Genomic DNA, 26,472 nt, shown 5'->3' on the forward strand with positions numbered 1-26,472 from the left:
TTCACCTTTTTCAAACTTGAGCAATCCATTTGCGGTGCGTATGGATCGACATCAGAACGCCAAACGCTGACAGCAGCGTCACCAACGAAGTTCCGCCATAGCTGATGAAGGGCAGCGGCACGCCCACCACGGGCAGAAGGCCGCTGACCATACCGATATTGACGAACACATAAACAAAGAAGGTCATGGTCAGGCTGCCCGCGAGCAGCTTGCCGAACAGAGTCTGCGCCTGGGCCGTGATCATCAGCCCGCGGCCGATCAGCAACATGTAGATCAGCAGCAGCAGGCAAATGCCGACCAGGCCGAATTCCTCGCCCAGCACGGCGATGATGAAGTCGGTGTGGCTTTCCGGCAAAAAGTCCAGGTGCGACTGGGTGCCCAGCAGCCAGCCCTTGCCGAATACCCCGCCCGAGCCGATCGCCGCCTTGGACTGGATGATGTTCCAGCCGGTGCCCAGCGGGTCGCTTTCCGGGTCGAGGAAGGTCAGCACGCGCTGCTTCTGGTAGTCATGCATGACAAAGAACCACATGGCCACCGCCACCGGCACCGCCGCGGCGATCACACTGACGATCCAGCGCCAGCGCAGGCCGCCCATGAACAGCACGAAGGCACCGGAGGCGAGGATTAGCAGCGCCGTGCCGAGGTCGGGCTGGCGCACGATGAGGATGAACGGCACGCCGATCAGCACCAGGCTGATCGCCACGTGCTTGAGGTGCGGCGGCAGGGTGCGCTTGGACAGGTACCAGGCGATGGTCGCCGGCATGATGATCTTCATGAACTCCGAGGGCTGGAAGCGAATCACCCCGGGGATGTTGATCCAGCGCGTGGCGCCCATGGCGTTGTGGCCCATCACGTCCACCACCACCAGCAGCATCACCCCGCTGAGGTAGGCCAGCGGCACCCAGCGCGCCATGAAGCGCGGCTCCAGCTGGGCAATGATGAACATCGACACCAGGCCGATGCCGAAGGAAGAGGCCTGCTTCATCAGCAGGTCCCAGTTCTTGCCGCTGGCCGAATACAGCACGAACAGGCTGCCGGCGGCCAGCGTCAGCAGGATGAGCAGCAAGGGGCCGTCGACGTGGATGCGCTGCAGGAAGCTGGCGCGCCGGCGCATCACGTCTTCGCTGGAGAGCATGCGATCGAAGTTGTTCATCACGGGGCCGTTTCCTGGGCGACTGTGGCGGGGCCGAACTCAGGCTTGAGCCGGCCGTTCTCGTCGAGCAGCCAGGCGTCCATGACCTGGCGCACCACGGGGGCGGCGACACCGGAGCCGGACTCGCCGTTCTCGACCATCACCGAGACCACGATCTTCGGGTCTTCGGCGGGGGCGAAGGCAACGAACAGGGCGTGGTCGCGGTGGCGCTCCTGGAGCTTGTTGCGGTCGTACTTCTCGCCCTGCTTGATCGCCACCACCTGCGCGGTGCCGCTCTTGCCGGCGATACGGTATTGCGAGCCAAGGGCCGCCTTGCGCGCGGTACCACGGGCACCGTGCATCACCTGCTCCATGCCATGGGTGACCTTGGCCCAGTCGGACTTGTCGCGCAGGACGATGTTCTCCATCGGGTTCTCGTCCACCGGCGGCTGGCCTTCGATGGTCTTGGCCAGGTGCGGGCGGTTCCACACCCCCTTGTTGGCGATCAGCGCGGTGGCCTGGGCCAGTTGCAGCGGCGTGGTCTGCATGTAGCCCTGGCCGATACCGAGGATCAGCGTTTCGCCCGGGAACCAGGCCTGGCGGCGGGTGGCGCGCTTCCATTCGCGGGACGGCATCAGGCCGGGGGATTCCTCGAACATGTCCAGCGAGACCTTCTGCCCGATGCCGAACCGGTTCATGTAGTTGGACAAGCGGTCGATGCCCATCTTGTGCGCAAGGTCGTAGAAGTACGTGTCATTCGAGCGCATGATCGCCACATCCAGGTCCACCCAGCCATCGCCGGTGCGGTTCCAGTTGCGGTACTTGTGGTCGTAGTTGGGCAGTTGGTAGTAGCCCGGGTCGAACACCCGGCTGGAGGCGGTCACCACGCCACTGTCCAGGCCGGCAATGGCCACCGCCGGCTTGATGGTCGAACCCGGCGGGTACAGGCCGCGCAGCACACGGTTGAACAGTGGCCGGTCGATCGAGTCGCGCAGCTCGGCATAGGCCTTGAAGCTGATGCCGGTGACGAACAGGTTGGGGTCGAAGCTCGGCTGGCTGACCATCGCCAGCACTTCGCCGGTGCGCGGGTCGAGCGCCACGATCGCGCCGCGCCGCCCGCCCAGCGCCTGCTCGGCCGCTTCCTGCAGCTTGATGTCGAGGCTCAGCACGATGTCCTTGCCCGGCTTGGGGTCGGTGCGCTTGAGCACCCGCAGCACCCGGCCACGGGCATTGGTCTCGACTTCCTCGTAACCCACCTGGCCGTGCAGGTCATCTTCGTAGAACCGCTCGATGCCGGTCTTGCCGATGTGGTGGGTGCCGCTGTAGTTCACCGGGTCGAGGGTCTTCAGCTCTTTCTCGTTGATCCGCCCCACGTAGCCCACCGAGTGAGCAAAGTGCGCGCCCTGCGGGTAGTGGCGCACCAACTGCGCCGCCACCTCGACACCGGGCAGGCGGAACTGGTTGACCGCGATACGGGCGATCTGCTCTTCGTTGAGCTCGAACAGGATCGGCACCGGCTCGAATGGCCTACGCCCCTGCTTCATGCGCTTCTCGAACAAGGCGCGGTCATCCGGGGTGAGCTCCAGCACCTCGACGATCACATCCAGCACTTCCTGCCACTTGCCAGGGTTGCCGGAGCGCTCGCGGGTCATCACCAGGCTGAAGCTGGGCCGGTTGTCGGCGACGATCACCCCGTTGCGGTCGAAGATCAGCCCGCGGGTCGGCGGGATCGGCTGCACATGCACCCGGTTGTTTTCCGACAGCGTCGAGTGGTAGTCGAACTGGATGACCTGAAGGAAGTAGAGCCGGGCGATCAACACGCAGACGAGCAGCACCACCGCCACGGCGCCCACGACGACGCGGTTGCGCACCAGGCGGGCGTCTTTCTCGTGGTCCTTGAGGCGGATCTGCTGCGGCATCGGCGGGCTTACAGGTTCATTTGTGGTACGGATGCCCGGACAGCACGGTCCAGGCGCGATAGATCTGCTCGCCGATCAGTATCCTTACCAACGGGTGCGGCAACGTCAGCGGCGACAGCGACCAACGCTGCTCGCTGCGTGCGCAGACCTCCGGCGCCAGCCCTTCCGGGCCGCCCACCATCAGGTTGACCGTACGCGCATCCAGGCGCCAACGGTCCAGCTCGCCCGCCAGCTGCTCGGTACTCCACGGCTTGCCATGGACCTCCAGCGTGACGATGCGTTCCCCAGGCTGCACCTTGCTCAGCATCGCCTCGCCCTCCTGACGGATCAGGCGGGCGACATCGGCGTTCTTGCCGCGGGTATTCAGCGGGATTTCCACCAGCTCGAGCGCAAGCTCCGGGGGCAGGCGCTTGGCATATTCATGCCAGCCTTCCTCGACCCACTTGGGCATGCGCGAGCCGACCGCGATCAGACGCAGACGCACGACGCTTCCTTATTCCCGGTCTTTGAGCTTGTCGGAATACTCGTGCGCGTGCTCCGGGCTGTGGTGCTTGCCATCGTTGGCGCGGCTCTGCTCGGCACCCAGCCACAGGCGTTCCAGGTCGTAGAACTGGCGCGCGGCGGCGGTCATCATGTGCACGATGACGTCGTTCAGGTCCAGCAGCACCCAGTCGCTGTCGCCCTTGCCTTCTTCGCCCAGTGGCTGAGCGCCTTTGGCCTTGACCGCTTCACGGACCTTTTCCAGCATCGCGTTGATCTGGCGATTGGAAGTACCGGTGGCGATGATCATGAAGTCGGTCAGGCTGTGCTTTTCGCGCACGTCGATAACCTGGATGTCCTGGGCCTTGACGTCTTCCAGCGCGGCCTTGGTCAGCGCGACCAGCTCTTCGCCACTGATGCCATTGATTTTCTGCTTGGTCATATAAAACTCGTTCAACTCATTGAATGAGGCGCCCATGGGCGCCGTCAGTTGGACACACGATACAGATCGTGCGCCTCGATGTAGGCCAGTACTGCGTCCGGCACCAGGAACCGCGCCGACTTGCCGCTGGCCAGCAGCTGTCGGATCTGCGTGGCGGACACCGCGAGCGGCGTCTGCCAGACGAACGAAATGTGCCCCGCCGGGCCGGACATGGCGGTGGGGTCGTTCTGTGAGCGCGCAGCCAGCAGGTTGCGCAGCTCGTCAGGGGGTTCGACATCAGCATCCGGGCGTTGCAGCACCAGGATGTGACAGTGTTGCAACAACTCTTCCCAGCGGTGCCAGCTGGGCAGGCCGCAGAACGCGTCCCAGCCCATGATCAGGAACAACTGGTCGTGCCCGTTCAGCTCGGCACGCACCGATTCGAGGGTGTCGATGGTGTACGACGGCTTGTCGCGCGCCAGCTCGCGGGCGTCCACGCTCAGGCAGCCAACACCCTCTACGGCGCTGCGCACCATGGCCAACCGGTCCTGCGCCGCCACTTGTGGCGTATCGCGGTGCGGCGGGCGGGCGTTGGGCAGCAGGCGCAACTCGTCCAGGTGCATGAACTCGGCCACTTCCAGCGCACTGCGCAGGTGACCGATATGCACCGGGTCGAAGGTACCGCCGAGCATGCCGACGCGCCGAACTGCCACCGCCTTGCTCAACTCAGCAGGACTCCTGGCCGCGCAGCTGGCCGTCGCCGATCACCACGTACTTCTCGCAGGTCAGGCCTTCCAGGCCGACCGGGCCGCGGGCATGCAGCTTGTCGGTGGAAATGCCGATCTCCGCGCCCAGGCCGTACTCGAAGCCATCGGCGAAGCAGGTCGGGGTGTTGAGCATGACCGACGCCGAGTCGACCTCGGCGATGAAGCGCCGGGCCTGGCCCTGGTGTTCGGTTATGATCGAATCGGTGTGGTGCGAGCCATAGTGGTTGATGTGCTCGATGGCCTGGTCCAGGCCGTCGACCACACGGATCGATAGGATCGCGTCGAGGTATTCGGTGTGCCAGTCGTCTTCAGTGGCCAGCTGGCAGTCGATGATCGCCTGGGTGCGCTGGCAACCGCGCAGCTCGACGCCCTTTTCCTGGAAGCGGCGGGCCATCTCCGGCAGGAAGCGCTCGGCCACGTGCTGGTCGACCAGCAGCGTTTCCATGGCGCCGCAGATGCCGTAGCGGTAGGTCTTGGCGTTGAAGGCAACGCGCCAGGCCTTGTCCAGGTCGGCATGTTCGTCGACGAAAACGTGGCAGATACCGTCCAGGTGCTTGATCACCGGCACCCGCGCGTCGCGGCTGATGCGTTCGATCAGGCCACGGCCGCCGCGCGGCACGATCACATCGACGAACTCGGGCATGCTGATCAGCGCGCCCACCGCGGCGCGGTCGGTGGTCTCGACCACCTGCACCACCGCCGGCGGCAAGCCGGCCTCGGCCAGGCCACGCTGGATGCACGTGGCAATGGCGCGGTTGGAATGGATGGCTTCGGAACCGCCGCGCAGGATGGTGGCGTTGCCCGACTTGAGGCACAGGCTGGCGGCGTCGATGGTCACGTTGGGACGCGATTCGTAGATGATCCCGATCACCCCCAGCGGCACGCGCATCTTGCCGACCTGGATGCCCGACGGGCGGTAGCTCATGTCGCGGATGGCGCCGACCGGGTCCGGCAGGCTGGCCACCTGGCGCAGGCCGGTGATCATGCCGTCGATACGCGCCGGGGTGAGTGCCAGGCGGTCGAGCAGTGCGGGCTCCAGGCCATTGGCACGGCCGCTGGCAAGGTCCTGTTCATTGGCTGCGGTGAGCGCGTCGCGGGCGGCGTCCAGCGCATCGGCGGCGGCCTGCAGGGCGCGGTTCTTCTGCGCGGTGCTGGCACGGCCGATGACCCGCGAGGCCTCACGGGCGGCGTGACCCAGGCGGGTCATGTAGTCAAGAACGGACTCAGTCATGGGCTCGGTGTCTTGGCGAAAGGGGAAATCGGCTGATTATAACTGGCGCGCTTCGGTACGCCCAGCGGTGGGTGGCGGATGGTAGAAAATGGTGGGCATCGATGTGTAGGAAAGATGTAACCAGCCTTATCGAAAAAACCTGCGCCTGCACTACCGTAATCGCTGGCAAGCCAGCTCCCACAGGCTTGGCTCCCTCCTGCGGGAGCTGGCTTGCCAGCGATGAAGCTACCCGCGATTCAGCCTCGATTAAGCCAATCATTGCTATCATCCCCGGCTTTACCGCCACGAACCGCCCGCATGACCGAACACGCCCCCTGCCCGGCCCGTGCCCTGCCCGACAGCTTCTTCGACCGCGACGCCCAGACCCTCGCCCGCGACCTGCTCGGCAAGGTGATCCGCCACCGGCACGGCAATCTCTGGCTGGCGGCGCGGATCATCGAGACCGAGGCCTACTACCTCACCGACAAGGGCAGCCACGCGTCCCTGGGTTTCACCGAAAAGCGCAAGGCGCTGTTCCTCGATGGCGGGCATATCTACATGTACTACGCCCGCGGCGGCGACTCACTGAACTTCAGCGCCCATGGCCCGGGCAACGCGGTGCTGATCAAGTCCGCCTACCCCTGGGTCGATGCCCTGTCCGACGAAAACAGCCTGGCGCAGATGCAACTGAACAACCCCGACGCCAGCGGCAACCTGCGCCCGCCCGAACGCCTATGCAACGGCCAGACCCTGCTGTGCCGGGCCATGGGCCTCAAGGTGCCGCACTGGGACGCCCAGCGCTTCGACCCCGAGCGGCTGTACGTCGAGGACTGCGGCATCCGCGTGCCCCGGGTGCTGCAGGCCGCCCGACTGGGCATCCCCCACGGCCGTGACGAGCACCTGCCCTATCGCTTCGTCGACGCCGAATACGCCCGCCACTGCACGCGCAACCCACTGCGCCGCGGCCAGGTCGAAGGCCAAGACTTCTTCATTCTCGAACAAGGAAACTGACCCATGGGCCAATGGCTAGACAGCCTGACCTCCTGGCTTGGCGCCAACCCGCAGTGGCTGGGCCTGGCGATCTTCGTGGTGGCCTGCGTGGAATGCCTGGCGATCGCCGGCATCATCGTGCCCGGCACCGTACTGCTGTTCGCTGTCGCCGTGCTGGCCGGCAGCGGCACCTTCAGCCTGGGCGAAACCCTGTTGCTGGGTTTCCTCGGCGGCCTGCTGGGTGACGCAATTTCCTATGCCGTGGGCAAGTATTTCCACCAGAACATCCGCCGCCTGCCGCTGCTGCGCAGCCACCCTGAATGGATCGGCAGCGCCGAGGCCTACTTCCAGCGCTACGGCATCGCCAGCCTGCTGGTGGGCCGCTTCATCGGCCCGCTGCGGCCGATGCTGCCGATGGTCGCGGGCATGTTCGACATGCCGCTGCCGCGCTTCATCGCCGTCAGCCTGGTGGCCGGCGCCGGCTGGTCGGTGGCCTACCTGCTGCCTGGCTGGGCCACCGGCGCCGCCATGCGCCTGCCGCTGCCCGAGGGGTTCTGGCTGGATGCCGGGATCATCGTCGGCACCCTTGCGGTATTGATTGGCCTGAGCCTGAACAGCAGCATCCGCGACCAGCGCCACGGCACCCGCCTGGTCGCCGCGCTCAGCGGCGTGGCGGTGGCCGCCCTGTTCGTCGGCTGGCCGTACCTGAGCGAATTCGACCAAGGGGTGATGACCCTGGTGCAGGAGCACCGCAGCCAGGCACTCGACGGCGCCGTGGTGATGATCACCCGCCTGGGCGATTTCCGTACCCAGTTCTTCCTCGGCGGCCTGCTGACCGGGCTGTTGCTGCTGGCCCGGCAGTGGCGCCATGCACTGTTCGCAGGCTCGGTACTGATCGGCACGGCAATCGCCAATGGCACGCTGAAATGGCTGTTCGCCCGGGCCCGCCCGGAGGTGCTGAGCGACCCGCTGACCAGCTACAGCATGCCCAGCGGCCACAGTTCGGCGGCGTTCGCCTTCTTCCTGGTGCTGGCGGTACTGGCCGGGCGCGGGCAACCACCGCGCATGCGCCTGACCTGGGTGATGCTGGGCTGCCTGCCGGCCCTGGCGATCGCCCTGTCGCGGGTGTACCTGGGGGCGCACTGGCCGACCGACATCCTGGCCGGGGCGCTGCTGGCGTGCTGCGTGTGCGCGCTGAGCCTGACGCTGGTGCAGTATCGCCAGCCGCTCACGGCGCTGTCGCAACGGGTGTGGTGGCTGGTGCTGCCGGCGTGTGTCGCGCTGCTGGCGTTCTTTGTGCTGCATGCATTGCCCAAGGCGTTGCTGCGTTACCAGTATTGAGGGCGGCTGCGCTGACCCCTTCGCGGCTAAAGCCGCTCCCAGAGGTTATACGCAGACCCTGTGGGAGCGGCTTCAGCCGCGAAGGGGCCGATGAAACACTCAGGCGAACAACTCGCCCTGGATCCGCTCCAGCAGCGCCTGGATCGCCTCCAGCCGTTGCTGCGGCGAATCGATTGCCAGCAAATCGAGCTTGTCTTCTTCCATGAACGGCAACAGGTAGGCGAGCTGGTTGCCCAGCGACTGCCGCCCGTCCACGTCACGCGGCATGTCCAGCGCCTCGACCATCGGGTGCTCGCCCAGCGCCAGCAGCAGCGCCAGCAGGTCATCGTCCTGCTCTACCAGCGGACTGTCGGCCAGTTCCGGCAGCCAGTTGACTTCGCCGACCAGCAACTGGTCCTTCTGCACCTCGGTCTGCTCGACACTGAAGCGCCGCACACCTTCCACGCGAATCCCCAGCAGGCCGTTGTCCTGCTGCACAAAATCGCGGATCAGCGCCTCGCAACCGATCGATGCCACCACTGGCGGGGCCTTGCCCACCTGCTCGCCCTCGAGGATGCACACCACACCAAAGCCGGCACCTTGCTTCATGCAGCGGCCGATCATGTCCAGGTAGCGCGCCTCGAAGATCTGCAGGTCGAGCAGGCAACCGGGGAACAGCACGGTATTGAGGGGAAACAGCGGTAACGTCATCTCAAGTCCTCATGCCACCAGGCTGACCGCCAACGGCAGGAACACCGCCGTGGCCACCCCCATCAGGCTCATCGCCAGCGCGGCGAAGGCGCCGCATTCATCACTTTCCTGCAAGGCCACCGAGGTACCCACCGCGTGGGCGGTTACGCCAAGGGCCATGCCCCGGGCCTCGGCGCTGAGCACACCGCAGCGGGTCAACAGCGCCGGGCCGAAGATCGCCCCGATCACCCCGGTGATCAGCACGAACACCGCCGCCAGCGCCGCCACGCCACCAATCTGTTCGGCCACCAGCATGGCGATCGGCGAGGTGACCGACTTGGGCGCCATGGTCATCAGGATCATGTGCTCGGCGCCGAACCACCAGCCCAGCGCCAGGCAGGCCAGCGTGGCGAACAAGCCTCCGATTACCAGCGTAGTAAATGTCGGCCAGAACAGCTGACGGATGCGGCGCAGGTTCAGGTAGAGCGGCACCGCCAGGGCCACGGTAGCCGGCCCAAGCAACGTCCCCATGATCTCGGTGCTCTTGCGGTACTCGGCGTAGTCGATGCCGCACACCAGCAGCACGCCGATCACCACCAGCATCGACACCAGCACCGGCTGCAGGAAGATCCAGCGGGTCTTTTCATAGGCCGCCAGCACCAGTTGGTAGGCCGCCAGGGTGATACCGATGCCGAACAACGGATGATGGATCACCGCGTCGAGCGCGCCATGCCAGTCTAGGGTCATGGCAGTTCCTCGCGCTTGCCCTGGCGGTGGATCAGCTTCTGCATCAGCACGCCAACGAACACCAGGGTCACCAGGCAGGAAATCAGCAAGGCGCCGGCGATGGCCCAGAAGTCGGCGGCAATGTCCCTGGCGTAGACCATCACCCCCACGGCCGGCGGCACCAGCAGCAACGGCAGGTTGCGCAGCAGGCTGCTGGCGGCTTCGTTGAGCGGTTTGCCCACTTCACCACGCGCCATCAGGAAGGCCAACAGCAGCAACAGGCCGATGATCGGCCCGGGCAGGATAGGCAGGAACAGATGATTGATCGCCGTCCCCAGCAGCTGGAACAGCACCAGCCAGGTCAACCCACGCAACAGCATAAAGACCTCCTGAAAGCAGGCGGCCATTATAAGCACGCCAAGCACGCGGCTATAAGGCGATATTCGGCGAAAAAGGCATAACTTGACTGCAACGGCTGGCCGTGCTGATCTTGCACCTTCGTACCAAATGACAACCTGGAGAGTCGCGATGCCCCATGTACCGGTTACAGAGCTTGCGCAGTACGTTGGTAAGGAACTGGGACGTTCCGCCTGGCTGAAGATCGATCAGCAACGCATCAACCTGTTCGCCGAGGCCACCGGCGATTTCCAGTTCATCCATGTCGACCCGGTCAAAGCGGCGAAGACCCCGTTCGGCACCACCATCGCCCATGGCTTCCTCACGCTGTCGCTGATCCCCAAGCTGATGGAGGACCTGCTGGTGCTGCCCGAAGGCCTGAAGATGGTGGTCAACTACGGCCTGGACAGCGTGCGCTTCATCCAGCCGGTCAAAGTCGACAGCAATGTACGGTTGAAGGTGGACCTGACCGAAGCCATCGAGAAGAAGCCCGGTCAGTGGCTGCTCAAGGCCACCGTCACCCTCGAGATCGAAGGTCAAGAGAAACCGGCCTACATCGCCGAGCCGCTGTCGCTCTGCTTCGTCTGAAGGGCTGACTGAACACCTGTGGGAGTGGGCTTACCCACTCCCACAAACGCCCCAATTCACCCTTTCACGCATTGTGCGGCATACTCCATGCATCGTTCGGCCCGGACTTTGCCATGCGCTCCCTGCTACCCCTGACCCTTATCCTGCTGCTCGCCGCCTGCGGCGATGGCGAACCCTTGTCGCCACCTGACGCCCGCCTGCCCGATGGCGGCCGCTACCGGGGCCAGGTGGTCAACGGCCTGTTGCAGGGCGAGGGGCGCATCGACTACCCCAATGGCAGCTGGTACGCCGGCACCTTCAAGGATGGCCAATGGCATGGCCAGGGCGAATGGCACGGCAGCAACGGCGAGGTCTACCGTGGCCAGTTCGCCGCTGGGCTGTTCGAGGGCCTGGGCGACCTCACCACCCCGGGCAGCCACTACGCCGGCACCTTCAAGCACGGCCGCCGCGATGGCGAAGGCACCCTCAAGCAACATGACCAGACCTACCGCGGCCAGTTCAAGGACGACCAGTACGACGGCGCCGGCCAGCTCGACCTGGCCGACGGCAGCCGTTACCAGGGCCTGTTCGCCAAAGGCAAGCCCAATGGCGCCGGGGTACGCAGCGATGCCAGCGGCAACCAGTTCAGCGGCCACTTCATCGACGGCCAGCTGCAGGGCGCCGGCACCTACGACAGCGCCGACGGCGAGCAGTACATCGGTGAGTTCAAGGACAACCACCTCGAAGGCCGAGGGCGCTACGAGAATGTCGACGGCGATGTGTGGATCGGCGACTTCAAGGATGGCTCGCTGGTGGGCCAGGGCGAACTGCTGGGCAGCGACGGCAGCCGCTACAAAGGGGCTTTTCGTGACTGGCGCTTCAATGGCAACGGCAGCCTGCAACTGGCCGATGGCAGCGAGTACATTGGCGGCTTCGCCGACGACGCCTACCAGGGCCATGGCCGCCTGACCCACCCCGACGGCCGGGTCGAGGCTGGCTACTGGACCAACGGCGTGCGCGTGCGTGACGAGAACAGCAAGCTGCTGCCCGACCCACTCGACCTGGCCCTGCTCAACCAGGGCAAGCTGCTGGACGATGCCCTGAGCAAGGTGCCGCGCTCGCTCCCACCCGTGCAGCTGTACAGCCTGGTTGTGGCCGGCGATGGCCAGCAAAGCGTGTTCATGCGCGAGGCCGACTACGTCAGCAACATGCTCAAGGTTCGCTTCGGCGCCCACGGCCAGGTGACCCTGGTCAACCACCGCGACCACCTTGCCGACCGCCCCATGGCCACCCGCGAGAACCTCACCCGCGCCGCCCGCGTGATCGCCGAGCGCAGCGGCCCGGAAGACCTGGTGTTCGTCTACCTGACCAGCCATGGCAGCCATGACCACCAGCTGGTACTCGACCAGCCGCGCCTGCAACTGGCCGACCTGACCGCCGACGAGCTGGCCAGCGCCCTCGCCCCCCTCAAGGACCGCGACAAGGTCATCGTGGTCTCCGCCTGCTACTCCGGTGGCTACATCGCCCCGCTCAAGGACGACCGGACCTTGATCATGACCGCCGCCCGCCCCGACCGGGTATCGTTCGGCTGCTCGGAAGAGGCCGACTTCACCTATTTCGGCGATGCCCTGTTCGCCCAGGCACTGAACCAGACCGACGACCTGAAACAGGCGTTTGAACTGGCGCGGCAAAGTGTTGCCGAACGGGAGAGAAGGGAAGGCTTCGAAGCCTCTGAGCCGCAGCTATGGGCGCCGCCGGCAGTGGTCACGCACTGGCAGCGCCTGCGCCGGCAACAGGCCGAACAAGCCTTGCGCAATGGCACACAGCCAGTACCGGGCGAACAGGCAAAAATACCTGCCACCCACTAAGCTGTGTGTAACAAGGGAGAGACATCATGTACTTGACGCCTCAGCATGTCCTGCTTGCCGGTGCCACGGGTCTGACGGGTGAACACCTGCTCGACCGCCTGCTCAACGAGCCCACCATCAGCCGCGTGCTGGCGCCGACTCGCCGGCCGCTGGCCGAGCACCCACACCTGGAAAACCCGGTGGGTGACCCGGCCGTGTTTCTCCCGCAACTGGCCGGCCGTGTCGATATCGCCTTCTGCTGCCTGGGCACCACGCTTAAGCAGGCCGGCTCGGAAAACGCCTTCCGTGCGGTCGACCTGGACATGGTCGTGGCCTTCAGCAAGCGCGCCCGCGAGATGGGTGCGCGCCACCTGCTGGTGATCAGCGCGCTGGGGGCCGACGCAAAATCTTCGATCTTCTACAACCGGGTCAAGGGCGAGATGGAAGAGGCGCTCAAGCAACAGGACTGGCCGCAGCTGACTATCGTGCGGCCGTCATTGCTGCTGGGCGAGCGCATCGAACCTCGACTGGGTGAGCGCATGGCCGCGCCCTTCTCTCGCCTGATCCCAGGCAAGTACCGGGGGATCGAGGCCTGCACCCTGGCCCGGGCGCTGTGGCGCCTGGCACTGGAAGAAGAGGACGGGATTCGCGTCGTCGAATCGGACGAACTGCGCAAACTGGGCAAAAAATGAATTGAAGCGCGAAGTGCATGACCTGTGGGAGCGGGTTCACCCGCGAATGCGCCATTGAACCCAAAGACGTATTCGCGGGTAAACCCGCTCCCACAGTCTTCACCTGATCAATGACTGACCTTTCGCCCCTTGATCACTTACAGCCCGCCCGTGGCGTTAAAGCCTACCCCCGCCGCCGTCAGCAACGACAACGGCAACAGCAAAGTATCGAGCAGCGCGCTCCCCGGCAGGTCCAGCCCCGGATAGGCCGGCGCCAGCGCACCGAAGTGATCCTGCGGGCAACAGCCGCCATTGATCACATACAGGTCCAGCCGCGTCCCGGCATACACCACCGGGGCGCCCGGCTTGTTCGCGTCCAGCGTGCGCACCGTGGCGCAACCGCCAAGCTGGGTCAGCACCAGCAGCCCGAGCAGAACCCGCCTCAATCGTCGACCCCGTAGTGATGCTCACCCCAGCGCGGCAGCATGTCCTGGGGAATGTTCAGCAGGTTGAGAACCCGCGCCACGACGAAATCGACCAGGTCGTCGATGGTCTGTGGCTGGTGGTAGAAGCCCGGCGCCGCCGGCAGGATTACCGCGCCCATCTGCGACAGCTTGAGCATGTTCTCCAGGTGGATGGTGGAGAACGGTGCTTCACGCGGCACCAGGATCAACTGGCGTCGCTCCTTGAGCGTGACGTCGGCAGCGCGTTCGATCAGGTTGTTGCAGGCGCCGGTGGCAATCGCCGAGAGCGTACCGGTGGAACAGGGCACCACCACCATCGCCGCCGGCGCGCCGGAGCCCGAAGCCACCGGCGACATCCAGTCTTCCTTGCCATACACACGGATCTGCCCATCGGCGGCGCCGGTGTACTCGGTGAGGAAGGCCTGCATCGCCTGGGGCTTGGCCGGCAGCAGCACATCGGTCTCGGTGGCCATCACCAGTTGCGCAGCCTTCGAGATGAGGAAGTGCACCTCGCGGTCCTCACGCACCAAGCAGTCGAGCAGGCGCAGACCATACTGCGCCCCGGAGGCGCCGGTCATGGCCAGGGTGATGCGCTGCGGCCCGTTCACTTCAGTGCCTCGGCCAGCTTGCCATGCAGGCCGCCGAAACCGCCGTTGCTCATGATCACCACATGGGTACCCGGACGGGCCTGGCCCTTGATGCGTTCGATGATCGCTTCGAGGCTGTCGGCAACCACGCTGGGCACCTTGCACTGGGCGGCCGTGGCGGCGAGGTCCCAACCCAGGTTGGCCGGGGCATACCAGATCACCTGGTCGGCATCGTTGACGCTTTCCGGCAAGCCATCGCGGTGCGCACCGAGCTTCATGGAGTTGGAGCGCGGCTCGATCACCGCGATCACCGGCGCCTCGCCGACGCGCTTGCGCAGGCCGTCGAGGGTGGTGGCAATGGCGGTCGGATGGTGGGCGAAGTCGTCGTAGATGGTCACGCCCTGCACTTCGGCGACCTTCTCCATGCGCCGCTTCACGCTCTTGAACGCACTGAGGCCGTCGATGGCCATGGCCGGCACCACACCGACATGACGGGCGGCGGCCAGGGTGGCCAGGGCGTTGGCGACGTTGTGCTGGCCGGTCATTTCCCAGTCCACCACGCCTTGCACCTCACCGTCGAACAGCACTTCGAAGCGCGAGCCGTCGGCGCTGAGCAGGCGCGCCTGCCATTGGCCACCCTCGCCGGTGGTCTGCACCGGGGTCCAGCAGCCCATGCCGATTACCCGCTCCAGGGCCTGCTCGGTGGTCGGGTGGATCACCAGGCCTTCGCTCGGGATGGTGCGCACCAGGTGATGGAACTGCCGCTCGATGGCTGCAAGGTCCGGGAAGATGTCCGCGTGATCGAACTCAAGGTTGTTGAGGATCGCGGTGCGCGGGTGGTAGTGGACGAACTTCGAGCGCTTGTCGAAGAACGCGCTGTCGTATTCGTCGGCCTCGACCACGAAGAACGGCGTATCGCCCAGGCGGGCGGAGACCGAGAAGTTCTGCGGCACGCCACCGATCAGGAAGCCCGGGCTCATGCCGGCGTGTTCGAGCACCCAGGCCAGCATGCTGCTGGTGGTGGTCTTGCCGTGGGTACCGGCCACTGCCAGCACCCAACGGCCCTGCAGCACATGGTCGGCCAGCCACTGCGGGCCGGACACATAGGGCAGGCCCTTGTTCAGCACGTACTCCACCGCCGGGTTGCCCCGCGACATGGCGTTGCCGATCACCACCAGGTCCGGGGCCGGCTGCAGTTGTGCAGGGTCATAGCCCTGGGTGAGCTCGATGCCCTGGGCTTCGAGCTGGGTGCTCATGGGCGGATAGACGTTGGCGTCCGAACCGGTGACGCGATGGCCAAGTGCCTTGGCCAGCACCGCCAGCGAGCCCATGAAAGTGCCGCAAATACCGAGAATATGAATGTGCATGGTCGACCTCGCAAAACGTCGACGCAGGGTAGCCCAGGGCGCGGGAAATCGCACCCGCTGTTTCGCTCAGCCGGCCCTGGCGATGCCGTGTTTGCGCAGTTTCCGATACAGGGTGTTGCGGCTGATGCCCAAGTGCTCGGCGACGTGGGTCATGTGCCAGCGGTTGGCTTCCAATATGTCCAGCAGCGCCTGGCGCTCGGCATGTAGGAGCGGCCTTGTGCCGCGAATGGGCTGCGAAGCGGCCCCGGCGGAATCGGCGGTGTCGGTGCAATTTTGGGGCCGCTGCGCGACCCTTTCGCGGCACAAGGCCGCTCCTACAGGGGACGCGTCATCGCGGACGATTGCGGGGAGGTCCGAAAAACCGATATGCGTGCCGTCGCACAGCGCCACCAAGGTCCGTAGCACGTTACGCATCTGCCGCACGTTACCCGGCCAGGCGAAATCGAGCAGCGCCTGACGCGCCGCAGGCTCGATGGCCAGCGCCTGCCCTTCGGCCTCCTGACCCAGCAAAAAGTCCAGCAACTGCCCTTTGTCACTGCGCTCGCGCAGCGCCGGCAACGCCACCTCCAGGCCATTGAGGCGGTAATAAAGGTCTTCGCGAAAGCCCCCCTGCGCCACCCGCTCGAGCAAATCACGGTGGGTGGCGCTGATGATGCGCACATCTACTGCCTGCGGTTCACCACCAATCGGCACTACCTGGCGCTCTTCCAGCACCCGCAGCAAGCGGGTCTGCAACGCCAACGGCATGTCGCCGATCTCGTCGAGCAACAGGGTGCCGCCATCGGCCTGCAACAGCTTGCCGCGCATGCCCTCCTTGCGCGCCCCGGTGAAACTGCCGCCTCGATAGCCGAACAGCTCGCTCTCGATCAGGCTCTCCGGGATCGACGCGCAGTTGATCGCCACGAAGGGCTTGTGACGGCGAGCGCTGGCTTGGTGCACGGCCTGGGCGAACGCCTCCTTGCCACAACCGGTCTCACCGCGCAGCAGCAGCGGCACATCACGCTCGAAGACCCGCACGGCCCGGCGAAAGTCATGCTGCAACGCCGGGTCGAGCAGGCAGATGCCCGGCTCGGCGGCCTGGCGTGCCTGGGGCAACGCCGCCGGCACCGACCACACAGGTTTACGCGCCTGCCCGCGCAGGCTGGCGAACACCTGCCGGCCATCACGGGTGTGCAGCGGCCAAGCCGTGCTGCCTTGCGCCGTGGCGCGGCTGAACAGTTCGTCATGACTGCAGGCAAAGAACCGATCGACCGTTTTGCCCAGCACGCCACCGCGAATGCTGCCCAGCAGGTTCAGCGCGCTCTGGTTGGCAGCGCAGATCCGCCCATCGCCGTCGAACGCCAGCAAGCCTTCGCTGAACAAGCCGACCGATTCGGCCTGCAGGTGGAAACGCAGCAGCCATTGCTGCTCGAAGTGGCGCAGGAAGTAGCAGCTCTCGATCATCTTCGCCGAAAGGTTGACCAGCGCCATGGTATGGAACTGGCTCTGGCGCGACACGTCCGGCCGCGCCGACGACACGTCGAGCACCGCCAGCAGTTCACCGTGGGGGTCGAACACCGGGCTGGCCGAGCAGGTCAGGCCGGTATGCCGGCCACGAAAGTGCTCGCCCTGGTGGATGGTCAGGGCCTGGCGTTCGACCAGGCAGGTGCCGATGCCGTTGGTGCCCTCGCGCGCCTCGCTCCAGTCGGCACCGAGCCACAACCCGGCACGCTCGAAAATGCGCCGCTCGCCGGGTGCGGTCACGCAGTTGAGGATCACCCCGCGGGCATCGGTGAGCAACACGGCATGCCCGCTGCCCGAAAGCTGCTGGTGCAGGCTGTTCATCTCGTTGTCGGCGATCTGCAGCACCTGCTGCAGGCGCTCGCGGCTTTCCAGCAGGCGGCCGTGTTCGAGCACCACCGGGGCCTGGGCGCGCGCAGGGTCGAGATGATAGTCCTCCAGGCAGCGCAGCCAGGAGCGGGCGATGGAGGGGTCGCTGCCCGGCCCGCTGGCCTGGCCATGGGCGACAGTCAGCACTTGCTGGGCGTGGCGGCTGAACGGGTTGCTCTGCATTTGTTGTTGTTCTCCGCAGATAGAGCGTTGCGCCAGCATCCTCCAGGCACGAACGCTTTGCAATGCTGGCTGACCACCGAGTCACCGGCTGTGCCATCAACGGTACAAAGTGTCACCCAGTCCGTGCCAGCCTTGGTACAGGGCCGTGCCGACCCGCCTGGAAAAATGACCCAAGTCATTGATCTGCAAGGGCCAGCCGGCACTGGCCCGACCTTTGCTCTACGCTTGGTAACTCCGCAACAATCACAATGACCAGGAGACACACCATGCGTTACGCACATCCCGGTACCGAGGGCGCCAAGGTCAACTTCAAGACCCGCTACGGCAACTACATCGGTGGTGAGTTCGTTCCTCCGGTAAAGGGTGAGTACTTCACCAACACCTCGCCGGTGAACGGCCAGCCGATCGCCGAGTTCCCTCGTTCCACTGCCGAAGACATCGACAAGGCCCTCGACGCCGCCCACGCCGCCGCCGATGCCTGGGGCCGCACGTCAGTGCAGGACCGCTCCAACGTGCTGCTGAAGATCGCCGACCGCATCGAGCAGAACCTCGAACTGCTGGCCATCACCGAAACCTGGGACAACGGCAAGCCGATCCGTGAAACCCTCAACGCCGACATCCCGCTGGCCGTCGACCACTTCCGCTACTTCGCCGGCTGCATCCGCGCCCAGGAAGGCGGCGCCGCCGAGATCAACGAGAACACCGTGGCCTACCACATCCACGAGCCGCTGGGCGTGGTCGGGCAGATCATCCCCTGGAACTTCCCGCTGCTGATGGCCGCCTGGAAGCTCGCCCCGGCCCTGGCCGCCGGCAACTGCGTGGTGCTCAAGCCCGCCGAACAGACCCCGCTGGGCATCACCGTGCTGCTGGAACTGATCGGCGACCTGCTGCCCAAAGGCGTGCTCAACGTGGTGCAAGGCTATGGCCGCGAGGCCGGTGAAGCGCTGGCCACCAGCAAGCGCATCGCCAAGATCGCCTTCACCGGCTCCACCCCGGTCGGCTCGCACATCATGAAGTGCGCGGCCGAGAACATCATCCCGTCCACCGTCGAACTGGGCGGCAAGTCGCCGAACGTGTACTTCGAAGACATCATGCAGGCCGAGCCGAGCTTCATCGACAAGGCCGCCGAAGGCATGGTGCTGGCGTTCTTCAACCAGGGCGAAGTGTGCACCTGCCCGTCGCGTGCGCTGGTACAGGAGTCGATCTACCCGCAGTTCATGGAAGTGGTGATGAAGAAGGTCCTGCAGATCAAGCGCGGCGACCCGCTGGACACCGACACCATGGTCGGCGCCCAGGCCTCGCAGCAGCAGTTCGACAAGATCCAGTCCTACCTGAAGATCGCCCAGGAAGAAGGCGCCGAGCTGCTGACCGGCGGCAAGGTGGAGCAACTCGAAGGTTCGCTGGCCACGGGTTACTACATTCAGCCGACCCTGCTCAAGGGCAACAACAAGATGCGCGTGTTCCAGGAAGAAATCTTCGGCCCGGTGGTCAGCGTCACCACCTTCAAGGACGAAGCCGAAGCCCTGGCGATTGCCAACGACACCGAGTTCGGCCTCGGCGCCGGTGTATGGACCCGCGACATCAACCGCGCCTACCGCATGGGCCGCGGCATCAAGGCCGGCCGTGTGTGGACCAACTGCTACCACCTGTACCCGGCGCATGCCGCGTTCGGTGGCTACAAGAAGTCCGGCGTCGGCCGTGAAACCCACAAGATGATGCTCGACCACTACCAGCAGACCAAGAACCTGCTGGTGAGCTACGACATCAACCCGCTGGGCTTCTTCTAAAACCGCGTCGCCTGCTTCGCGGGTAAATCGCATCGGCGCACCGCCGCTCCCACAGGTTCAGCACAAGGCCTGTGGGAGCGGGTTTACCCGCGAAGAGGCCAGACCTGCATACACCAAACCCAGGCCGGTTGCCGTGCAGCAACCGCTCTGGCTCGCTTCCTGCAACACAAATCACCAAGGCCCGGAACCCTTCCGGCCACCAAAAAAAACAACAGGTGAATCCATGCCAAGCGATCATTCCGCCGGCGCGCCGGCAAGCTCCTCCGTCGACTTTGAAAAGGTCAATTCCGAGTATTTCCAGCAACGTGAACTGAAAAAAGGTGCCGCCGGCTGGGTCCTGCTGGTAGGCCTGGGCGTGGCCTACGTGATTTCCGGCGACTACGCCGGCTGGAACTTCGGCCTGGCCCAGGGTGGCTGGGGCGGCATGTTCCTCGCCACCTTGCTGATGGCCACCATGTACCTGTGCATGTGCTTCTCGCTGGCCGAGCTGTCCTCGATGATCCCCACCGCCGGCGGCGGCTACGGCTTTGCCCGCAGCGCGTTCGGGCCCTGGGGCGGCTTCCTTACCGGCACGGCGATCCTCATCGAATACGCCATCGCCCCCGCGGCCATCGCCGTGTTCATCGGTGCCTACTGCCAGTCGCTGTTCGGCATCGGCGGCTGGATGATCTACCTGGCGTTCTACATCATCTTCATCGGCATCCACATCTTCGGGGTGGGTGAGGCACTGAAACTGATGTTCATCATCACCGCCGTCGCCGCCATCGCCCTGGCGGTGTTCCTGATCGGCATGGTGCCCCATTTCGATGCAGCCAACCTGTTCGACATCGCCAAGACCGACGCTGTCGGTGCAAGCAGCTTCCTGCCGTTCGGTTATGTCGGCGTGTGGGCCGCGATCCCCTATGCGATCTGGTTCTTCCTCGCCGTCGAAGGCGTGCCCTTGGCCGCCGAAGAAACCAAGAACCCGAAACGCGACCTGCCGCGCGGCCTGATCGGCGCCATGCTGGTGCTGCTGGCCTTCGCCCTGCTGATCCTGGTGGTCGGCCCCGGCGGCGCAGGGGCCGACGCCCTCAAGGCCTCGGGCAACCCGCTGGTCGAGGCGCTGGCCAAAGCCTACGGCGGCTCCACCTGGATGGGCGGCTTCGTCAACCTGGTCGGCCTGGCCGGCCTGATTGCCAGCTTCTTCTCGATCATCTACGCCTATTCGCGGCAGATCTTCGCCCTGTCCCGCGCCGGCTACCTGCCGCGCAAACTGTCGCAGACCAACAAGAGCAAAGCCCCGGTACTGGCCCTGGTGATCCCCGGGATCATCGGCTTCGCCCTGTCGCTGACCGGCCAGGGCGACCTGCTGATCCTGGTGGCGGTATTCGGCGCTACGCTGTCCTATGTGCTGATGATGGCCGCGCACATCACCCTGCGTATCCGTCGCCCGAAAATGGAGCGCCCGTATCGCACCCCCGGTGGCATCTTCACCTCGGGCGTGGCCCTGGTGCTGGCCTGTATCGCCGTGGTCGCCGGTTTCCTGGTCGACCCGCGGGTGGTGATTGGCGCCGCAGTGATCTATGCGGTGTTGATCGCCTACTTTGCGTTCTACAGTCGCCACCACCTGGTGGCCGGCACGCCGGAAGAGGAATTCGCCGCGATCCAGAAGGCCGAAGAGGCCCTGCACTGATCGTCGACCCGCGCCGCAGGCCAGCCCTGCGGCGCTCTGGAGATTCTGTATGGCAAGTTTCGTACACACGGTGGGCAACCAGCTCTACCGTTTCGACAGCCTCAAAGAGGTCATGGCCAAGGCCAGCCCGGCACGCTCGGGCGACTACCTGGCCGGGGTGGCCGCCAGCAACGATGGCGAACGGGTCGCCGCGCAGATGGCCCTGGCCAATATCCCGCTCAAGCACTTCCTCAACGAAGCGTTGATCCCTTACGAAGACGATGAAGTCACCCGGCTGATCATCGACAGCCACGACCCGCAGGCCTTCGCCCCGGTCAGCCACCTGACCGTCGGCGGCCTGCGCGACCGGCTGCTCGGCGAGCAGGCCGACGAACACAGCCTGCGCGCCCTGGCCCCCGGCCTGACGCCAGAAATGGCCGCGGCCGTGTCGAAGATCATGCGTGTGCAGGACCTGGTGCTGGTGGCGCAGAAGATCCGTGTGGTCACCGCCTTCCGCGGCACCATGGGCCTGCGTGGGCGCCTGTCGACGCGGCTGCAACCCAACCACCCCACCGACGAACCCGCCGGGATCGCCGCCAGCATCCTCGACGGCCTGCTGTACGGCAACGGCGATGCCATGATCGGCATCAACCCGGCCACCGACAGCATCGCCTCGATCTGCGACCTGCTGGTGATGCTCGACAACATCATCCAGCGCTACCAGATCCCCACCCAGTCCTGCGTGCTGACCCACGTCACCACCAGCATCGAGGCGATCAACCGTGGCGTGCCACTGGACCTGGTGTTCCAGTCGATCGCCGGCACAGAAGCGGCGAATGCCGGCTTCGGTATCAACCTCAACGTGCTGCAGGAAGGCTACGAGGCCGGGCTGTCGCTCAAGCGCGGCACCCTCGGGCAAAACCTGATGTACTTCGAAACCGGCCAGGGCAGCGCCCTGTCGGCCAACGCCCATCACGGCGTCGACCAGCAAACCTGCGAAACCCGCGCCTATGCCGTGGCCCGGCATTTCAAGCCCTTCCTGGTCAACACCGTGGTCGGCTTCATCGGCCCGGAGTACCTCTACAACGGCAAGCAGATCATCCGCGCCGGCCTCGAGGACCACTTCTGCGGCAAGCTGCTGGGCGTGCCGATGGGCTGCGACATCTGCTACACCAACCATGCCGAAGCCGACCAGGACGACATGGACACCCTGCTCACCCTGCTGGGCGTGGCCGGGATCAACTTCATCATGGGCATCCCCGGCTCCGACGACATCATGCTCAACTACCAGACCACCTCGTTCCACGATGCGCTGTATGCACGGCAAACCCTCGGCCTCAAACCCGGGCCGGAATTCGAAGCGTGGCTCGAACGCACCGGCATCTTCACCCAGGCCGATGGCCGGGTCCGCTTCGGCGACAACCTGCCGCCGGCCTTCCGCCACGCGCTCGCGCAGCTGGCCTAGGAGCGCCCATGGACCGACATACCCCTACCGAACAAAACCCCTGGCTGGCCCTGCGTAACCTCACCCCGGCGCGCATCGCCCTGGGCCGCACCGGCATCAGCCTGCCGACCAGCGCCCAACTGGACTTCCAGTTCGCCCACGCCCAGGCCCGCGATGCCGTGCACCTGCCCTTCGACCATGCCGGCCTGCGCCAGCAGCTCAGTGATCGTGGCCGCGCCAGCCTGCTGCTGCACAGCGCCGCCAGCGACCGCAACCAGTACCTGCAGCGCCCCGACCTTGGCCGGCGCCTGCACGCGGACTCTGCCCAGCAACTGCGTGAGCACGCCCAGGCCAACCCGGCCGGCGTCGACCTGGCCATCGTCGTCGCCGACGGCCTGTCGGCCCTGGCCGTGCACCGCCACACCCTGCCCTTCCTCAGCCGCTTCGAAGAGCAGGCCGCCGCCGACGGCTGGACCAGCGCCCCGGTGGTGCTGGTGGAACAAGGTCGGGTGGCGGTGGCCGATGAAGTGGGCGAGCTGCTCAAGGCACGCATGACCGTGATGCTGATCGGCGAGCGCCCGGGGCTGAGCTCGCCCGACAGCCTCGGGCTGTACTTCACCTATGCGCCCAAGGTCGGCCTGACCGACGCCTATCGCAACTGCATATCCAACGTGCGCCTGGAAGGCCTGAGCTATGGCATGGCCGCCCATCGCCTGCTGTACCTGATGCGCGAAGCCTGCAAAAGGCAGCTGTCGGGGGTGAATCTGAAGGATGAGGCCGAGGTCCACAGCATTGAAAGTGACAATTCGGGCAAAAAAAATGGAAACTTCCTGCTAGGAGAAGGGTAAAAAACATGTCACGGAAGGCGGATTGCACTTGTAGGCTGCTTTAGGCAGCATGCAGTTGACTGCTGGCAATCCGCCGTATCCCCTAAATGGACACTGAGGCCCGCACATGCGAATCATCAAGGCTACCCTGGAGCACCTCGACCTGCTCACGCCGTTGTTTGTGAAGTACCGTGAGTTCTATGGCCAGCTGCCTTACCCGGACAGCTCCCGCAGCTTCCTGGAAAAGCGCCTCAAGCGCGGCGAATCGATCATCTACCTCGCCCTGCCCGTTGACGACGACAGCAAGTTGCTGGGTTTCTGCCAGCTCTACCCGAGCTTCTCGTCGCTGTCGCTCAAACGTGTGTGGATCCTCAACGACATCTACGTCGCCGAAGACTCGCGGCGCATGCTGGTGGCCGACCACCTGATGCGCGAAGCCAAGAAGATGGCCAAGGAATCGAACGCCGTGCGCATGCGCGTGTCCACCAGCAGCGACAACGAGGTGGCGCGCAAGACCTACGAGTCCATGGGTTTTCGCAAGGACACCGAGTTCGAAAACTACATCCTGCCGATCACCCAGGATTGAACCTAAGCGCTGCGCGAGGCTGCTCTCACAGATCTGCACAGATGTAATGGGTGTGCCAGGGCCCTGTGGGAGCGGCTTCAGCCGCGAACACCGGCGCAGCCGGTGCCATGCATCGCGTCGCTTGCTTAGCGGCGATAGCCGCTCCCACAGGTTATGCGTGAATCCATCGTAACCCCCCGCTACAAACTCTCCGGGCATGATTGCGACTTCGCCGTATAATCCCCCTCCAGTCATGTGTGAAAAGTTACCTTTCCCCAGGTGAATCTGCCCACGCCCAAGACGCTGTCCGTCATCGCGCGCCCGTGGAAGCGGGTCATGAACTCAGGTGCTGTACATGGATTTCAACCCGCTGGACCTCATCCTGCATCTCGATGCCTACCTTGATCTGCTGGTCACCAACTACGGCCCCTGGATCTACGCCATCCTGTTTGCCGTGATCTTCTGCGAAACCGGCCTGGTGGTGATGCCTTTCCTGCCAGGTGACTCGCTGTTGTTCATCGCCGGTGCCGTGGCCGCAGGCGGCGGCATGGACCCGGTGTTGCTGGCCGGCCTGCTGATGGCGGCAGCGATCCTCGGCGACAGCACCAACTATGTGATCGGGCGCACGGCAGGCGAGCGGCTGTTCAGTAACCCTAAGTCGAAGATCTTCCGCCAGGACTACCTGCAGCGGACCCACGACTTCTACGCCCGCCATGGCGGCAAGACCGTCACCCTCGCCCGCTTCCTGCCGATCCTGCGGACCTTCGCGCCGTTCGTCGCCGGTATCGCCCACATGCACTACCCGCGCTTTCTGGCCTTCAGCGTGACCGGCTCGCTGCTGTGGGTGGGCGGCCTGGTCACACTGGGCTACTTCTTCGGCAATGTGCCGTTCATCAAGCAACACCTGTCGCTGATGGTGGTGGCCATCATCGTCCTGTCGCTGGTGCCGATGCTCCTCGGCCTGCTGCGCGGCCGCCTGGGCCGCACCGCCAAGGCCCACTGACGCAAATGTGGTCGTTCAGCGCCTGGCGGCGCCGGCGCACCCTGGCCCGCTACCCGGTCGATGATCAACTGTGGCAGGCCATCCGTCAGCGCCTGCCAATGCTCGACGGTATCAGCGACGACGAAGACCGCTGGCTGCGCGAGGCTTGCGTGCTGTTCCTGCACGACAAGCACCTGACCGCCCTGCCCGGGGTCGAACTGGATGACCAGCAGCGTCTGTTCCTCGCCGCCCAGGCCCAGCTGCCACTGCTGCACCTGGGCGAGCTGAACTGGTACCAGGGCTTCCATGAGCTCATCCTCTACCCCGACGACTTCGTCAGCCCCCAGCGCCACCGCGACAGCAGCGGCGTGGAACACGTGTGGGACGCCGAGCACAGTGGCGAGGCCTGGCAACAGGGCCCGGTGATCCTGGCCTGGCCGGGGGTGCTGACCAGCGGCGGCTGGGAGGCCTACAACCTGGTAATCCACGAACTGGCGCACAAGCTCGACATGCTCAATGGCGACGCCAACGGCCTGCCGCCGCTGCACAGCGGCATGCAGGTCGAAGACTGGGCCAACGCCATGCAGCACGCCTACGACGACCTGAACCGTCAGCTCGACGCCAACCCCGACGCCGAGACCGCCATCGACCCCTACGCGGCAGAGAATCCGGCGGAGTTCTTTGCCGTCAGCAGCGAGTACTTCTTCAGCGCCCCCGACCTGCTGCACGCCGCTTATCCGAAGGTCTACCTTCAGTTGTCGCTGTTCTACCGCCAGGACCCGCTGGCCCGTCTGGCACGCCTGCAGGCCGAGCATCCGGACTACCGCGAAAACCACGCCTGACAGCCCCGCACATCAGGCCGGGCGTGGCATGCCCTGTCGGAATGTGCCTATAATCGCGCCACTTTTTTTTGATCAAACACGGGGGCATAGCCCAATGAGCTACAGCAAGATCCCGGCTGGCAAAGACCTGCCGAACGACATTTACGTCGCTATCGAGATCCCGGCCAACCACGCGCCGATCAAGTACGAAATCGACAAGGACAGCGACACCCTGTTCGTCGACCGCTTCATGGCCACCCCGATGTTCTACCCGGCCAACTACGGTTTCATCCCCAACACCCTGGCTGACGACGGTGATCCGCTGGACGTGCTGGTCGTCACCCCGTACCCGGTTGCCCCAGGTTCGGTCATCCGCGCCCGCCCGGTCGGCGTGCTGAACATGACCGACGACGGCGGCGGCGACGCCAAGGTCATCGCCGTCCCGCACGACAAGCTGTCCCAGTTGTACGTTGACGTGAAGGAATACACCGACCTGCCAGCCCTGCTGATCCAGCAGATCGAGCACTTCTTCGCCAACTACAAGGATCTGGAGAAGGGCAAGTGGGTCAAGATCGAAGGCTGGGAAGGCGCCGACGCCGCCCGCGCCGCGATCACCAAGTCGGTTGCTGCCTACAAGGGCTGAAGCTGATGCATGAAAAAGCCCTGCCTCGGCAGGGCTTTTTTGTGGGCGATGGAAAATTCCTACTTGCTCCTAGGCAAATGCCTGCGAACCGCAATGATTCCCACAGATCGCCTGCACATCGAGTTCATTTCCACACAGTAAACAGG

26 protein-coding genes are annotated in these 26,472 nt (G+C 65.1%); 13 read left to right on the plus strand and 13 right to left on the minus strand.

The annotated features are described in order from the left end of the window. Positions 1-10: 10 nt before the first annotated feature. The 6 genes from rodA to ACQ4N9_RS06605 are packed head-to-tail and all read right to left on the minus strand — an operon-like array spanning position 11 to position 5,950. The gene (gene rodA, locus ACQ4N9_RS06580; RefSeq protein ID WP_390966857.1) at positions 11-1,114 is read right to left on the minus strand and encodes a rod shape-determining protein RodA; all 1,104 of its coding nucleotides are present in this window, start codon (positions 1,112-1,114) and stop codon (positions 11-13) included. Between the two features lie 38 nt (positions 1,115-1,152). After that, positions 1,153-3,051: a penicillin-binding protein 2 gene (mrdA, locus tag ACQ4N9_RS06585; protein WP_110993392.1), complete on the minus strand. Its 1,899-nt coding sequence runs from the start codon at positions 3,049-3,051 to the stop codon at positions 1,153-1,155. 16 nt (positions 3,052-3,067) lie between these two features. Next, positions 3,068-3,535 carry a 23S rRNA (pseudouridine(1915)-N(3))-methyltransferase RlmH gene (gene rlmH, locus ACQ4N9_RS06590; RefSeq protein WP_023631106.1) on the minus strand — a complete coding sequence of 156 codons (468 nt, stop codon included), beginning with the start codon at positions 3,533-3,535 and terminating at the stop codon, positions 3,068-3,070. Positions 3,536-3,544: 9 nt separating this feature from the next. Beyond that, positions 3,545-3,973 carry a ribosome silencing factor gene (gene rsfS, locus ACQ4N9_RS06595; RefSeq protein WP_110993391.1) on the minus strand — a complete coding sequence of 143 codons (429 nt, stop codon included), beginning with the start codon at positions 3,971-3,973 and terminating at the stop codon, positions 3,545-3,547. Positions 3,974-4,017: 44 nt separating this feature from the next. Continuing rightward, positions 4,018-4,644, minus strand: coding sequence for a nicotinate-nucleotide adenylyltransferase (gene nadD, locus ACQ4N9_RS06600; RefSeq protein WP_390966855.1), 627 nt, complete (start codon positions 4,642-4,644; stop codon positions 4,018-4,020). Positions 4,645-4,678: 34 nt separating this feature from the next. After that, complete coding sequence (locus ACQ4N9_RS06605) at positions 4,679-5,950, minus strand: glutamate-5-semialdehyde dehydrogenase (protein ID WP_390966680.1); 1,272 nt, start codon at positions 5,948-5,950, stop codon at positions 4,679-4,681. A gap of 297 nt (positions 5,951-6,247) precedes the next feature. Here ACQ4N9_RS06605 and ACQ4N9_RS06610 point away from each other — a divergent pair, with 297 nt between their 5' ends. Next, the gene (locus ACQ4N9_RS06610) at positions 6,248-6,940 is read left to right on the plus strand and encodes a DNA-3-methyladenine glycosylase (RefSeq protein WP_390966678.1); all 693 of its coding nucleotides are present in this window, start codon (positions 6,248-6,250) and stop codon (positions 6,938-6,940) included. A gap of 3 nt (positions 6,941-6,943) precedes the next feature. Further along, positions 6,944-8,260, plus strand: coding sequence for a bifunctional DedA family/phosphatase PAP2 family protein (locus tag ACQ4N9_RS06615; RefSeq protein ID WP_390966676.1), 1,317 nt, complete (start codon positions 6,944-6,946; stop codon positions 8,258-8,260). Between the two features lie 99 nt (positions 8,261-8,359). Here the strand turns inward: ACQ4N9_RS06615 and ACQ4N9_RS06620 are convergent, their stop codons facing one another. The 3 genes from ACQ4N9_RS06620 to ACQ4N9_RS06630 are packed head-to-tail and all read right to left on the minus strand — an operon-like array spanning position 8,360 to position 10,035. Further along, positions 8,360-8,950, minus strand: a complete 591-nt coding sequence (locus ACQ4N9_RS06620) for an LON peptidase substrate-binding domain-containing protein (protein ID WP_390966674.1) — start codon at positions 8,948-8,950, stop codon at positions 8,360-8,362. A 9-nt stretch (positions 8,951-8,959) separates the two neighbouring features. Further along, a complete protein-coding gene (locus ACQ4N9_RS06625; RefSeq protein ID WP_390966672.1) occupies positions 8,960-9,676 on the minus strand; it encodes an LrgB family protein in 717 nt (238 codons plus the stop codon). Further along, positions 9,673-10,035, minus strand: coding sequence for a CidA/LrgA family protein (locus ACQ4N9_RS06630; protein WP_390966670.1), 363 nt, complete (start codon positions 10,033-10,035; stop codon positions 9,673-9,675). The genes ACQ4N9_RS06625 and ACQ4N9_RS06630 overlap by 4 nt, the downstream gene beginning before the upstream one ends. A 148-nt stretch (positions 10,036-10,183) precedes the next feature. Between ACQ4N9_RS06630 and ACQ4N9_RS06635 the strand changes: the two genes are divergently transcribed. The 3 genes from ACQ4N9_RS06635 to ACQ4N9_RS06645 all read left to right on the plus strand — a co-directional run bounded on the left by ACQ4N9_RS06635 (position 10,184) and on the right by ACQ4N9_RS06645 (position 13,157). Then, complete coding sequence (locus ACQ4N9_RS06635) at positions 10,184-10,639, plus strand: MaoC family dehydratase (RefSeq protein WP_390966668.1); 456 nt, start codon at positions 10,184-10,186, stop codon at positions 10,637-10,639. 113 nt (positions 10,640-10,752) lie between these two features. Next, a complete protein-coding gene (locus ACQ4N9_RS06640) occupies positions 10,753-12,486 on the plus strand; it encodes a C13 family peptidase (protein WP_390966666.1) in 1,734 nt (577 codons plus the stop codon). Between the two features lie 26 nt (positions 12,487-12,512). After that, the gene (locus ACQ4N9_RS06645; protein WP_390966664.1) at positions 12,513-13,157 is read left to right on the plus strand and encodes an oxidoreductase; all 645 of its coding nucleotides are present in this window, start codon (positions 12,513-12,515) and stop codon (positions 13,155-13,157) included. Between the two features lie 137 nt (positions 13,158-13,294). Here the strand turns inward: ACQ4N9_RS06645 and ACQ4N9_RS06650 are convergent, their stop codons facing one another. From ACQ4N9_RS06650 to ACQ4N9_RS06665, 4 genes are all read right to left on the minus strand, one after another. Then, on the minus strand, positions 13,295-13,582 hold the full coding sequence (locus ACQ4N9_RS06650; RefSeq protein ID WP_390966662.1) for a YceK/YidQ family lipoprotein: 288 nt from the start codon (positions 13,580-13,582) through the stop codon (positions 13,295-13,297). Next, complete coding sequence (gene ubiX, locus ACQ4N9_RS06655) at positions 13,579-14,208, minus strand: flavin prenyltransferase UbiX (protein WP_390966660.1); 630 nt, start codon at positions 14,206-14,208, stop codon at positions 13,579-13,581. Before ubiX ends, ACQ4N9_RS06650 begins: the two co-directional genes overlap by 4 nt. Continuing rightward, the gene (gene mpl, locus ACQ4N9_RS06660) at positions 14,205-15,554 is read right to left on the minus strand and encodes a UDP-N-acetylmuramate:L-alanyl-gamma-D-glutamyl-meso-diaminopimelate ligase (RefSeq protein ID WP_390966658.1); all 1,350 of its coding nucleotides are present in this window, start codon (positions 15,552-15,554) and stop codon (positions 14,205-14,207) included. Before mpl ends, ubiX begins: the two co-directional genes overlap by 4 nt. Positions 15,555-15,620: 66 nt before the next feature. Then, on the minus strand, positions 15,621-17,606 hold the full coding sequence (locus ACQ4N9_RS06665) for a sigma-54-dependent Fis family transcriptional regulator (protein ID WP_390966656.1): 1,986 nt from the start codon (positions 17,604-17,606) through the stop codon (positions 15,621-15,623). Positions 17,607-17,872: 266 nt separating this feature from the next. Here ACQ4N9_RS06665 and exaC point away from each other — a divergent pair, with 266 nt between their 5' ends. From exaC to ppa, 8 genes are all read left to right on the plus strand, one after another. Next, on the plus strand, positions 17,873-19,393 hold the full coding sequence (gene exaC, locus ACQ4N9_RS06670) for an acetaldehyde dehydrogenase ExaC (protein ID WP_125462456.1): 1,521 nt from the start codon (positions 17,873-17,875) through the stop codon (positions 19,391-19,393). A gap of 223 nt (positions 19,394-19,616) precedes the next feature. Next, on the plus strand, positions 19,617-21,065 hold the full coding sequence (eat, locus tag ACQ4N9_RS06675) for an ethanolamine permease (protein ID WP_125857293.1): 1,449 nt from the start codon (positions 19,617-19,619) through the stop codon (positions 21,063-21,065). A gap of 49 nt (positions 21,066-21,114) precedes the next feature. Beyond that, positions 21,115-22,509 carry an ethanolamine ammonia-lyase subunit EutB gene (locus ACQ4N9_RS06680; RefSeq protein ID WP_390966654.1) on the plus strand — a complete coding sequence of 465 codons (1,395 nt, stop codon included), beginning with the start codon at positions 21,115-21,117 and terminating at the stop codon, positions 22,507-22,509. A gap of 8 nt (positions 22,510-22,517) precedes the next feature. Next, complete coding sequence (gene eutC / locus ACQ4N9_RS06685) at positions 22,518-23,336, plus strand: ethanolamine ammonia-lyase subunit EutC (RefSeq protein WP_390966652.1); 819 nt, start codon at positions 22,518-22,520, stop codon at positions 23,334-23,336. A gap of 106 nt (positions 23,337-23,442) precedes the next feature. Further along, on the plus strand, positions 23,443-23,901 hold the full coding sequence (locus ACQ4N9_RS06690; RefSeq protein WP_153787707.1) for a GNAT family N-acetyltransferase: 459 nt from the start codon (positions 23,443-23,445) through the stop codon (positions 23,899-23,901). 334 nt (positions 23,902-24,235) lie between these two features. Then, positions 24,236-24,883, plus strand: coding sequence for a DedA family protein (locus tag ACQ4N9_RS06695; protein WP_390966649.1), 648 nt, complete (start codon positions 24,236-24,238; stop codon positions 24,881-24,883). Positions 24,884-24,888: 5 nt separating this feature from the next. Beyond that, positions 24,889-25,704 (plus strand): zinc-dependent peptidase, encoded by an 816-nt coding sequence (locus ACQ4N9_RS06700; RefSeq protein WP_125857290.1) that lies wholly within the window; start codon positions 24,889-24,891, stop codon positions 25,702-25,704. A 94-nt stretch (positions 25,705-25,798) separates the two neighbouring features. Next, a complete protein-coding gene (ppa, locus tag ACQ4N9_RS06705; RefSeq protein ID WP_003255365.1) occupies positions 25,799-26,326 on the plus strand; it encodes an inorganic diphosphatase in 528 nt (175 codons plus the stop codon). Positions 26,327-26,472 lie beyond the last annotated feature (146 nt).

The organism is Pseudomonas sp. ES1, assembly GCF_050586605.1.
In the GTDB taxonomy this organism is placed as follows: domain Bacteria; phylum Pseudomonadota; class Gammaproteobacteria; order Pseudomonadales; family Pseudomonadaceae; genus Aquipseudomonas; species Aquipseudomonas sichuanensis.

What these genes read in the sequence shown, in the direction of transcription:
- rodA (WP_390966857.1), bottom strand. Translation starts at nt 1,114, where the DNA reads ATGCGCCGGCGCGCCAGCTTCCTGCAGCGCATCCACGTCGACGGCCCC.
- mrdA (WP_110993392.1), bottom strand. Translation starts at nt 3,051, where the DNA reads ATGCCGCAGCAGATCCGCCTCAAGGACCACGAGAAAGACGCCCGCCTG.
- rsfS (WP_110993391.1), bottom strand. Translation starts at nt 3,973, where the DNA reads ATGACCAAGCAGAAAATCAATGGCATCAGTGGCGAAGAGCTGGTCGCG.
- nadD (WP_390966855.1), bottom strand. Translation starts at nt 4,644, where the DNA reads ATGCTCGGCGGTACCTTCGACCCGGTGCATATCGGTCACCTGCGCAGT.
- ACQ4N9_RS06605 (WP_390966680.1), bottom strand. Translation starts at nt 5,950, where the DNA reads ATGACTGAGTCCGTTCTTGACTACATGACCCGCCTGGGTCACGCCGCC.
- ACQ4N9_RS06610 (WP_390966678.1), top strand. Translation starts at nt 6,248, where the DNA reads ATGACCGAACACGCCCCCTGCCCGGCCCGTGCCCTGCCCGACAGCTTC.
- ACQ4N9_RS06615 (WP_390966676.1), top strand. Translation starts at nt 6,944, where the DNA reads ATGGGCCAATGGCTAGACAGCCTGACCTCCTGGCTTGGCGCCAACCCG.
- ACQ4N9_RS06620 (WP_390966674.1), bottom strand. Translation starts at nt 8,950, where the DNA reads ATGACGTTACCGCTGTTTCCCCTCAATACCGTGCTGTTCCCCGGTTGC.
- ACQ4N9_RS06625 (WP_390966672.1), bottom strand. Translation starts at nt 9,676, where the DNA reads ATGACCCTAGACTGGCATGGCGCGCTCGACGCGGTGATCCATCATCCG.
- ACQ4N9_RS06630 (WP_390966670.1), bottom strand. Translation starts at nt 10,035, where the DNA reads ATGCTGTTGCGTGGGTTGACCTGGCTGGTGCTGTTCCAGCTGCTGGGG.
- ACQ4N9_RS06635 (WP_390966668.1), top strand. Translation starts at nt 10,184, where the DNA reads ATGCCCCATGTACCGGTTACAGAGCTTGCGCAGTACGTTGGTAAGGAA.
- ACQ4N9_RS06640 (WP_390966666.1), top strand. Translation starts at nt 10,753, where the DNA reads ATGCGCTCCCTGCTACCCCTGACCCTTATCCTGCTGCTCGCCGCCTGC.
- ACQ4N9_RS06645 (WP_390966664.1), top strand. Translation starts at nt 12,513, where the DNA reads ATGTACTTGACGCCTCAGCATGTCCTGCTTGCCGGTGCCACGGGTCTG.
- mpl (WP_390966658.1), bottom strand. Translation starts at nt 15,554, where the DNA reads ATGCACATTCATATTCTCGGTATTTGCGGCACTTTCATGGGCTCGCTG.
- ACQ4N9_RS06665 (WP_390966656.1), bottom strand. Translation starts at nt 17,606, where the DNA reads ATGCAGAGCAACCCGTTCAGCCGCCACGCCCAGCAAGTGCTGACTGTC.
- exaC (WP_125462456.1), top strand. Translation starts at nt 17,873, where the DNA reads ATGCGTTACGCACATCCCGGTACCGAGGGCGCCAAGGTCAACTTCAAG.
- eat (WP_125857293.1), top strand. Translation starts at nt 19,617, where the DNA reads ATGCCAAGCGATCATTCCGCCGGCGCGCCGGCAAGCTCCTCCGTCGAC.
- ACQ4N9_RS06680 (WP_390966654.1), top strand. Translation starts at nt 21,115, where the DNA reads ATGGCAAGTTTCGTACACACGGTGGGCAACCAGCTCTACCGTTTCGAC.
- eutC (WP_390966652.1), top strand. Translation starts at nt 22,518, where the DNA reads ATGGACCGACATACCCCTACCGAACAAAACCCCTGGCTGGCCCTGCGT.
- ACQ4N9_RS06690 (WP_153787707.1), top strand. Translation starts at nt 23,443, where the DNA reads ATGCGAATCATCAAGGCTACCCTGGAGCACCTCGACCTGCTCACGCCG.
- ACQ4N9_RS06695 (WP_390966649.1), top strand. Translation starts at nt 24,236, where the DNA reads ATGGATTTCAACCCGCTGGACCTCATCCTGCATCTCGATGCCTACCTT.
- ACQ4N9_RS06700 (WP_125857290.1), top strand. Translation starts at nt 24,889, where the DNA reads ATGTGGTCGTTCAGCGCCTGGCGGCGCCGGCGCACCCTGGCCCGCTAC.
- ppa (WP_003255365.1), top strand. Translation starts at nt 25,799, where the DNA reads ATGAGCTACAGCAAGATCCCGGCTGGCAAAGACCTGCCGAACGACATT.